Origin of the sequence: Massilia hydrophila (assembly GCF_020208145.1) — a bacterium.
GTDB lineage: Bacteria > Pseudomonadota > Gammaproteobacteria > Burkholderiales > Burkholderiaceae_D > Telluria > Telluria hydrophila.
The window spans coordinates 224,064-232,944 of the sequence record NZ_JAHYBX010000007.1; the positions used below are offsets into that span (position 1 = coordinate 224,064).

An 8,881-nucleotide genomic window follows, 5' to 3' on the forward strand; every position below is an offset into this window, starting at 1 on the left:
GATCAATAATAGTCAGCAAGGCAACACTGGCACAGATACACCAAGGGCAAAAGCGACCAACCGTACAGGCAAGCCTGCCTGTACAGTTTCAACCCAGGCGTGGAGTGGTGGCGATGAAAGCAGCTGTTCTTGCAGAGGTCCTTCCTTCCGATTCCTTGCGGCCGGCGCCGGATCCAGCGCCGGCGGCGGCATGGCCGCTGCTCGCCATCGAGCGCAGCAAGCGCGGCAGCCTGGTGGACCAGATCGTCGCGGCCATCTCGGCGATGGTAAGCGAGCGCCAGCTCGGCGCCGGCACCAGGATGCCATCGGTTAGACAATTCGCAAAATGCAACGGCGTGAGCACCTTCACGGTGGTCGAGGCCTACGAGCGCCTGCACCAGCTCGGCCTGCTGTCCTCGCGCCGTGGGTCAGGCTTCTTCGTTGCGCGCAGCCTGCCCCAGGCCTGTTCCCCCCTGCCCTCCCAGCCCAGCCTGCAGTCCGAGATCGACGCCCTGGCGCCCGACCTGTACAGCGGCCAGGGCGACACCCTGGCGGTCGGCGCCGGCTGGCTGCCGCCGGAATGGTATGGCGAAAGCACGATCCTCGACGCCGTGCGGCATGCGATGAAGATCCCGGCCAGCCGGCTGCGCGGCTACGGCCATCCGCTCGGTTTTCCGGCGCTGCGCCAGCAGCTGGCCGCCAGCCTGACCAGCGAGCTGTTCGCGGTCGAGCCGGACCAGCTCCTGCTCACCAACGGCGCCACCCATGCTTTCGACCTGGTACTACGCACCCTGACCCGGCCGGGCGACGTGGTGCTGGTCGAAGATCCCGGCTACGGCAATTTGCTGTCGCTGGTGCGCCACCACGGCTGCATCCCGGTCGGCATCGCGCGCGGCGAAGCGGGCCTGGACATGGAGGAGCTGGCGCGCCAGGCCGCGCTGCTGCATCCCAAGCTCATGTTCGTCAACACGGTGCTGCAGAATCCCCTGGGCACCTCGCTGTCGCAGGCGCAGGCGCACCGGCTGCTGGCCCTGGCCGAGCAGTTCGACTTCTGGCTGGTGGAGGACGACATCTACCGCGAACTGGCGCAGCCGGGCGACGCCTCGCTGGCGGCGATGGACGGGCTGCGGCGCGTGATCCGGGTCGGCAGCTTTTCCAAGACCCTGTCGCCGGTGCTGCGCGTGGGCTCGCTGTGCGCCTCGCGCTCGCTGTTGCCGGAACTGCTGCGGGTGAAGATGCTGACCGGCCTGACGACTTCGGAGATCAACGAGCGCGCGGTGCTGCACGCCACCGGCACGCGCGGCTACCGGCGCATGGTCGAGCGCCTCGCCGCGCAGCTGGACGACGCGCGCGAACGCACCCTGGACGCCCTGCGCCAAGTCGGCATGCGGCCGCTGGCGGCGCCGCGCGGCGGCATGTTCGTCAGCGCCGGCTGGCCGGAAGCGCCGTGCGCCAGCCGCAATGGCCGCGCCATCGCCGACGCCGCGCTGAAGGCCGGCATCCTGCTGGCGCCGGGCGAGTTCTTTACCCAGCGCCCGACCAGCGGCATCTGGTTCCGCTTCAATGCCGCCTATGCGGCCGATCCGCAACTGATCCACTTCCTGCACACCCAACGCGCCCAAGGCTGAGGAATCCATGGATATCAAGGTGAACGACGCGCCGGCCCGGCGCGACCGCTTGGAAAGCGCGATCCTGGCCGCTGCCACCCGCCTGTTCGCCGAGTGCGGCTTCGAGGGCAGCACCATCGCCGCCGTGGCGGAACGGGCCGGCATCTCGAAGCAGAACCTGCTCTACTACTTTCCCACCAAGCATGGCCTGTACCGGCGCGTGCTGGACGAGGTGCTGGACGACTGGCTGGCGCGCATGGCCCACCTGGCCGATGCGGACGGCGAACCGGAGGACGTTCTGCGCGCCTACGTTGCCGCCAAGCTGCGTTTCTCGCGCGAGCAACCCTGGGCTTCGCGCGTGTATGCGATGGAAGTCATCGGCGGCGCCAAGTTCTACGGCGAGCAGATTCGCACGCGCGTGGTGCCCCTGCTGCAACGTGACATCGAGGTCTTCGAGCGCTGGATGGCGCAGGGGCGCATCGCGCGCGTGGACGCCACCCACCTGCTGTTCGCGCTGTGGGCCATGACGCAATCGTATGCCGACTTCGCCGCGCAGATGACGCTGGTGCTGGAGCGGCCCGAACTGACGGGCGGCGACTTCGCGAATGCCGAGCAGCTGATCGGCGACATGGTGGTGCGGGCGCTGGCCAGGCAAGCGTAAGGCAGCTTTGCCTGAACGCGTGTCAGGGCCGGCGTCGCGCATTGATCAGTGCATGCCTGGGTCGTCCCCAGGCGATCAGATTACCCTTTCCTGCGCCGCAGGAGTGCGAGGGCGAGCAGGCCAGCCAGAAGCAGCATGTAGGTGGACGGCTCAGGCACCGGTTGCACCAGCGGTCCGGCCAGGTTCAATACGTAGCTGCTGCCCCAGCCTCTGACGGCGATCTGGTGTTGGTCGTTGATATCGACCACGGCACCGGTGAAACCACTGGCAATCTCACCCAGGTCATAGAGCTCGCCGCCGCTATACAGGAAACCATTGAATCTTCCGTACTCGCCGACCACTTCTCCAACATTGTTGATCCCGTAGGCAGTACTGTAAAAGTCCGGGTCATCGCTGCCGAAGCGTGCTTTCAGCATTTCTCCCAGGTTGACCAGCAAGCTGCCATCCGGGTTCCACAAGGCGGCGTAGCCACCCGTTTCGCCGACCGCGAAGCCATGATTGTTGATTGCCCGGGCATATCCTTCCCCATCCCCAAAAGTTTCCAGCAGGCGTGACTGGCCATTCGCGTACATTGTCGGAAACGTACCCCGACGAATCGAATACCCCACCATGACGCCATGGTCGTTGATGTCCATCGGGTGGTTCCAGGCACGGTCGATACCGGCAAGGAGGGTCCCCCCGCCTGGCGAAATGAGTGCCGCATAATTGTTCGGACCACCCGCGCCAACCCGGCCCAGACTGGCGGCCACCTGACCGTGGTTGTTAATGGCATAGGAGTCCTCGGGCACGTCAACCGTTGACCCATCCGCATAGCGCAACTTTTTTTCGTACAACATCACACCAGCGTCATTGACATCGATGCTGGTCACGATACCCACCTGGCGCCGGAAAATGTTCAAGACCCCATTGCTCGCCACGAAATAGTCTCTTCCCTCGTGCATCGTTCCGAATGCCTGTCCTGCATTGTTGATGCCGTCCACCATGGCATTGGGCATGTCATGCAGCGAAGATGCGACGTATCGCGGAATTGCTTGTGCGCAAGTGATAACCCCGCTAAACAGCACCATGGACATGAATAAGGACCGGCGAATCGAAGACATGTTTGCTCCCGCAAATAGTTGGAAAGGTTTAGCCTCCAGAATATTGCAAGGAAAATATTTCTATTTGCATATTGTCATGTCCCTTCAGGGGAGCGAGGTGTTTTAAGCAAAAACGAAGCAGGTCAGGGCAATGCGTTGGTGTCGCATGAGCAGGCAGTGCTGGCGATACATGAAACGGCTATACCACCTACGTTTATTAAGGCTTCGCCTTCCATCCCGCGGAGCGGCACCGCAAGGCAATGTTATGATTCCCGCCATGTCCAGCTACCCGACGCCCACCCTTGCTACCGCCCGGCTTGTCCTGCGCCCGCTCGTGGCCACCGATGCCGAGGCCCTGTTCGCCGTCTTTTCCGACCCGGCCGTGGTGCGCTACTGGAGCGCCGAACCCTGGACCTCGGTCGCGTTCGCGGAACAGGCCATCGCGCGCGCGCTCGACAGCTATCGCGCGCAGTCCGAGGTGCGCTTCGGGATCGTGCTGGCCGACACTGGCGCCCTGGTCGGCACGGTCAACCTGCACCATTTCTTCGCCCAGAACCGGCGCTGCGAGATCGGCTACGCGCTCGCCAGCGGGCACTGGGGCCGGGGCTACGCCAGCGAGGCGCTGGAGGCGGCAATCGGCTACGCATTCCAGGGACTGGACCTGAACCGCATCGAAGCCGACATCGACCCGCGCAACGGCGCCTCGGCCGCCGTCCTGGAGCGGCTCGGCTTCCGCAAGGAAGGCTATATGCCGGAGCGCTGGTTCGTGCACGGCGAGATGGCCGATACCGTCAACTACGGCCTGTTGCGCCGCTACTGGAACGAACGTCCATGACGCCATCCCCCTTCGCGTTCACGCTCCTGGCCTGCGCCGGCTTGTCCAGCGCTGCCTGGGCCCAGGCTGGCTTCGCGCTCGCGAGCGACACGCTGGCCCGGCCCGCCGCCCAGGTGCGCGAGGCCGACACCCCGGTCCGTCCCGGCGACGCCGCCTACCCACCCGGGCTGGCCGCGCGCGGAGTGCAGGGCCGGGTGGTGGTGCGCGTCAGCGTGACCGCGCAGGGCAAGGCGGGCACCGTGGCGGTCGACAGTTCGTCGGGTTCTCCGGAACTCGACCAGGCCGCGCTGGCGCTGGCGCGTTCCTATCCGTATGCGCCGGCCAGGCAGGGGGTGGCGCCGTCCGAGGTGCTGGTACCTTTCCGCTTCAGCAAGGACAGCCCATCCACCCTGCCTGCCAAGACCTGCGCCGATTTCAATACCGACAAGGCCTGGTTCCTGGCTGCCCATCCAGGCCGCCAGGCCAGCGACATGGAAGTCGTGAAGATGGCGCTGGACCTGCTGCCCTTCACGCCGCCCGGCCCGCAAATCATGCCAAGCACGCAAGAGCGCGGCGCGATCGCGGCCGCCGCCATCGCCGCCTGCGCCGGCCGGCCGGGGGACAGGCTGTTATCGGCCATGCAGCGCGAAGCGGCGAAACTCTCCCGAAAGTGAGAAGCGGAGCTTCCCGTTCATCGCCCTGCGCTGCCACCAGGCCCATGTTTTCGACCGTTCGTCGGATGGCGATGGCGCATCCTGCCCAGCTTCCCTAGAGTGGCCTCATCCACTCCAGCAAAGGAAACCGCATGAAACCCTCCCGCTTCGATACCTTCATCGCCGATATGAAACAGGTCGGCCGCCAGACCCACCGCGCCCTGCGCAGCGGCGCACGCACCGTGGCCGCCCTGCCCTGGCCATCCCTGCTGGTGGTGTCGGTGGTCCTGGCCTGCCTCCTGACCATCATCCCGCTGGCGCTGACCCTGTTCGTCGGGTTCCTGCTGCTGAAACTGGTCGCGGCGGCGCTGTTCGGCACCCGTCCTGCCCAGATCGTGGAGTAAGCCATGCGCGCCGCCCCGATCAACCGCGCGCTCGACTTCGTGCGCGAAGCCGTCAGCGAAGCCAGCACCCTGTGGTGGAGCTTCTTCGACTGGCTGGCCCTGGTCGAGTGGCGCAAGCTGTACGTGACCTGGTTCCTGGTCTTCATCTTCGGCATCTCCTTCCAGCTGACCGAACCGGCCGTGTGGTTCATCCTGATCTCGTTCGGGGTCAAGGTGCTGGCCGGCGGCAAGCGCCGCGCCGAGCTCACCGCGCGCGAGGCGGCCGACAAGGCCAACGTGGCCACGCTCGAGCGGCGCCTGATGGAAGCGCAGATGGCCACGCTGCAGGCCCAGGTCGAACCGCACTTCCTGTTCAATACCCTGGCCCTGATCGGCCAGCTGATCGAGACCGATCCGAAGGAAGCGGCGCGCGTGCATGCGCACCTGATCGACTACCTGCGCTCCTCGCTGCCGCAGATGCGCACCAAGGGCGGTGGCACCTTGGGCAAGCAGGTCGAGCTGTCGAAAGCCTACCTGGCGATCATGCAGGCACGCATGAAGGAACGCCTGCAGGTGCGCTTCGAGGTGCCGGACTTCCTCGGCAGCGCGCCCTTCCCGCCGATGATGCTGCAGACCCTGATCGAAAACTCGATCAAGCATGGCCTGGAACCCAAGGTGGCCGGCGGCACCATCACGATCCGCGCCCACGTCGAAGTCGCCACGCTGCACGTGGACGTATGCGATGATGGCGTCGGCATCGACGTCCATGCCGACGAAGGCGTGGGCCTGGCCAACATCCGCGAGCGCCTGGCCCTGCTGTACGGGAAGGATGCCGAACTGGTGATCGAGATGCCCCCTGGCGGTGGCGCCTGCGCCTCGATCCGCCTGCCCTACAGGATGACGGAGTTCGACTGATGACGGTACAAGCCCCCACCGCCCTGATTGCCGACGACGAGGCGCCGATGCGCGACCAGTTGCGCATGCGCCTACGCGAAGCCTGGCCCGAGCTGCGCATCGTGGCCGAGGCCGCGAACGGCAGCGAGGCGCTGGCCCTGGCCGCACAGCACGGGCCGGACATTGCCTTCCTCGACATCCGCATGCCCGGCATGGGCGGCATCGACGCCGCGCGCCAGCTCTACAACCGCTGCCACATCGTGTTCGCCACCGCCTATGACCAGTACGCGCTGGACGCCTTCGAACAGGGCGCGATCGACTACCTGCTCAAACCCGTATCGCCCACGCGCCTGCAGACCACCTGCGAGCGCCTGCGCGCGCGCCTGACGCGCGCGCCCCAGGACATCGGCGCCCAGCTGGCCGAACTGGGCTCGCTGCTCAAGGGCAGCAGCGAAGCCAGGCCGAACTACCTGCGCTGGATCCAGGCCCAGGTGGGTGGCAGCCTGCGCATGGTGAGCACGCGCGAGATCCTGTATTTCCAGGCCGATGACAAGTACACCTGCGTGCAGACCGCCACCGCCCAGCTCCTGATCCGCAAGACCCTGAAGGAACTGGCGGACGAACTGGATCCGGACGAATTCTGGCGCATCCACCGCTCGACCCTGGTGCGGGTCGACGCGATCGCCGAGGTCTACCGCGATGCGCGCGGACGGCAGATGCTCAGGCTGCGCGACTTCCCCGGCGAACTGGAAGTGAGCCGCAACCACGGGCATCTGTTCCAGCAGATGTAGGCCGCCCTGCGCGGACGTTCAGCCGAACAGGCCGTCGTCCGAGCCGTCGCCGTCGAAGAAGCCGCCGTTGCCATCCAGCCCGCCTTCATCGCCGAGCAGGCTGTTTCCGCTGCCGATGTCACCCAGGCCGGCCTGGTCCGCCAGTGTGCTGCTCGACAAGTCGCCTGCGCCCGCAAGTCCCTCGCCGCCCAGCAGGTGAGCGCCACTGTTGCCCCCATGGTCATGGAACATGTTATCCAGGCCGTGGAACAGGAAGCTGCCGGCTGCCACGCCGGCCGCGGTGGCAGCAATCGACCCCAGCAATCCTCCTCCGCCGCCCAGGAAACCGCCCATGCCGCGTCCCATCGCGCCGGGCGAGGCGTGCTGGTAGTGCATGTGGCGGGATGCGGAATGGCGTGCGTGCCGCTGCCTGCCCCACGAATAGGGATCGAGGAATCCGCCGCCGCCCTGCCCCTGCTGTTGCTGCACCTGCTGCTCCAGCGCGGCGATCCGGTCGCGCGCGCTGTCCAGGGCCTGCTCCATCAACAGCGCGCGCTGGACCAGCAGATAGGCGGCGTCGGGCTGTTGCGCGACGGCGCGGGCGATCAGGGCCTCGGCGTCGGGATCCTTCTGAATGCCCTGGGCCTGAACCAGTTGGCCGAGGAAATCGTGCAGTTTCTGTGTATCGGATGGGCTCATGCTGGTGCTCCTCATCGAAAACGTGGTTAAAACTGCATGTTGAGGAGGATATGGTGATTTCAAGGCCAGTACGGCAGCGCGTAGCTGGCAGGCGTTGCCTTTCCATCCTAAACCAAGGACTTCCCTGTAGATCGCTTACCTAGAACGGTCCCTATGGCGCTGCTAGTTATCGAAATACTTGGACTGGCGCTAGATGCTCGACGGCGAGACAAGGTCTACGGCCGAGCAACCGATGCATCGTTATCAGAGCCTTAAACAGATGGATAGGAATGCCAAGGCTTGGACGAATGCCAATGCGCCCCCCGGAATGAGACGCCAGCCCGAGCTAGGAGAAAGTCAAACGTCCACCTAAGCCTATGCCCGCAGCGACAAGAAATCCTCAGTAAAGTGGTAGGGAGCTTGAGCGGCATGCATTTTTACTATCCATTCGGCGGGTATGCCCGTTTCCCCATGAAACGCACCTGTCAATTGGCCACAGACCGCGCCGATCGTATCCGAATCACCCGCAAGGTTCACTGCAGCGAGAAGCGTCGAGCGGAAATCGTCGTGCCGATTAAATGCCCACAGGGCTGCCTCGAGCGTATGAACAACATAACCGGTAGACGAAATCTGCTCACGCGGTTTATTTCGATATGACCCGCGGGCGATCGCCTCAATAGCCGGAGACAATGGCCGCTCTTTCCAAAAACCTGGAACAGGCGTATAGAGGTCCTGCAACAAGACGTCCTTGGTTTCGCCATTCAATGCCCCATAGAGCAAGGCGGCAAAGTAGCGACACGCGTCCACTGCCTCAGGCGCCTGATGGGTAAGCTTGGAACTTTCGGCTGCAAAATGTATGGTCTTCTCGAAGTCTCCAAAGTAGAAGAGAACGACAGGCGCCAGCCGCATCAACGAGCCATTGCCGGCGGCTCTGGGATCCGCGCTTCCGCTATACGGATTCCCTGTTGCTAAATATTTCTCTATTGCCTCACGCGTCGTTATCCCGATGTCAAAACACTTTCCTGAGGGCTCAAACGCGCCGTATCGGTACCAGTAGGAGTAAGACTCCATGTGATGCGCAGCATCGAAGCCGTCGCGTTTCAACAAGCTATAGGCCATGCAGCAGGCCATACTGGTGTCGTCAGTCCAATATCCAGGCTGTAGCTTAAACGGGCCGCCGCCGATGATGTCCGTCACATGCATGCTGTCGCGATGACTGAATTCCAATGGCACTCCTGATCTTGCCCCGCTTTTCCCGGACACAGCCTGATGCCTATTTAGCGTCAGTTTCCAGAGCCTGACGGCGTCGCTCTTTCCTAAACATCCGTGGCGATTTGTAGCCGAGCGCCGAATGCGGATGCAC

10 protein-coding genes are annotated in these 8,881 nt (G+C 64.5%); 7 read left to right on the forward strand and 3 right to left on the reverse strand.

Going from position 1 to position 8,881, the window contains the following annotated elements:
* Nucleotides 1–113 precede the first annotated feature (113 nt).
* A complete protein-coding gene (locus LE190_RS16795) occupies nt 114–1,607 on the forward strand; it encodes an aminotransferase-like domain-containing protein (RefSeq protein WP_225239773.1) in 1,494 nt (497 codons plus the stop codon).
* Nucleotides 1,608–1,614: 7 nt separating this feature from the next.
* Complete coding sequence (locus LE190_RS16800; protein WP_225239774.1) at nt 1,615–2,247, forward strand: TetR/AcrR family transcriptional regulator; 633 nt, start codon at nt 1,615–1,617, stop codon at nt 2,245–2,247.
* An 80-nt stretch (nt 2,248–2,327) separates the two neighbouring features.
* On the opposite strand, the gene LE190_RS16805 is transcribed toward LE190_RS16800, so the two are convergent.
* Nucleotides 2,328–3,347 carry a PEP-CTERM sorting domain-containing protein gene (locus tag LE190_RS16805; protein WP_225239775.1) on the reverse strand — a complete coding sequence of 340 codons (1,020 nt, stop codon included), beginning with the start codon at nt 3,345–3,347 and terminating at the stop codon, nt 2,328–2,330.
* Nucleotides 3,348–3,603: 256 nt separating this feature from the next.
* Here LE190_RS16805 and LE190_RS16810 point away from each other — a divergent pair, with 256 nt between their 5' ends.
* From LE190_RS16810 to LE190_RS16830, 5 genes are all read left to right on the forward strand, one after another.
* Nucleotides 3,604–4,161 carry a GNAT family N-acetyltransferase gene (locus tag LE190_RS16810; protein WP_225239776.1) on the forward strand — a complete coding sequence of 186 codons (558 nt, stop codon included), beginning with the start codon at nt 3,604–3,606 and terminating at the stop codon, nt 4,159–4,161.
* A complete protein-coding gene (locus LE190_RS16815; protein WP_225239777.1) occupies nt 4,158–4,814 on the forward strand; it encodes a TonB family protein in 657 nt (218 codons plus the stop codon). The genes LE190_RS16810 and LE190_RS16815 overlap by 4 nt, the downstream gene beginning before the upstream one ends.
* A gap of 131 nt (nt 4,815–4,945) precedes the next feature.
* Nucleotides 4,946–5,197, forward strand: coding sequence for a hypothetical protein (locus LE190_RS16820; protein WP_225239778.1), 252 nt, complete (start codon nt 4,946–4,948; stop codon nt 5,195–5,197).
* A gap of 3 nt (nt 5,198–5,200) precedes the next feature.
* Complete coding sequence (locus LE190_RS16825; protein WP_225239779.1) at nt 5,201–6,091, forward strand: sensor histidine kinase; 891 nt, start codon at nt 5,201–5,203, stop codon at nt 6,089–6,091.
* The gene (locus LE190_RS16830; protein ID WP_225239780.1) at nt 6,091–6,861 is read left to right on the forward strand and encodes a LytR/AlgR family response regulator transcription factor; all 771 of its coding nucleotides are present in this window, start codon (nt 6,091–6,093) and stop codon (nt 6,859–6,861) included. The genes LE190_RS16825 and LE190_RS16830 overlap by 1 nt, the downstream gene beginning before the upstream one ends.
* An 18-nt stretch (nt 6,862–6,879) precedes the next feature.
* On the opposite strand, the gene LE190_RS16835 is transcribed toward LE190_RS16830, so the two are convergent.
* Together LE190_RS16835 and LE190_RS16840 are read right to left on the reverse strand one after the other, a co-directional pair.
* A complete protein-coding gene (locus tag LE190_RS16835) occupies nt 6,880–7,539 on the reverse strand; it encodes a DUF2076 family protein (RefSeq protein WP_225239781.1) in 660 nt (219 codons plus the stop codon).
* Between the two features lie 354 nt (nt 7,540–7,893).
* The coding region (locus LE190_RS16840) for an ADP-ribosylglycohydrolase family protein (RefSeq protein ID WP_225239782.1) at nt 7,894–8,881 on the reverse strand (988 nt) is incomplete at its 5' end.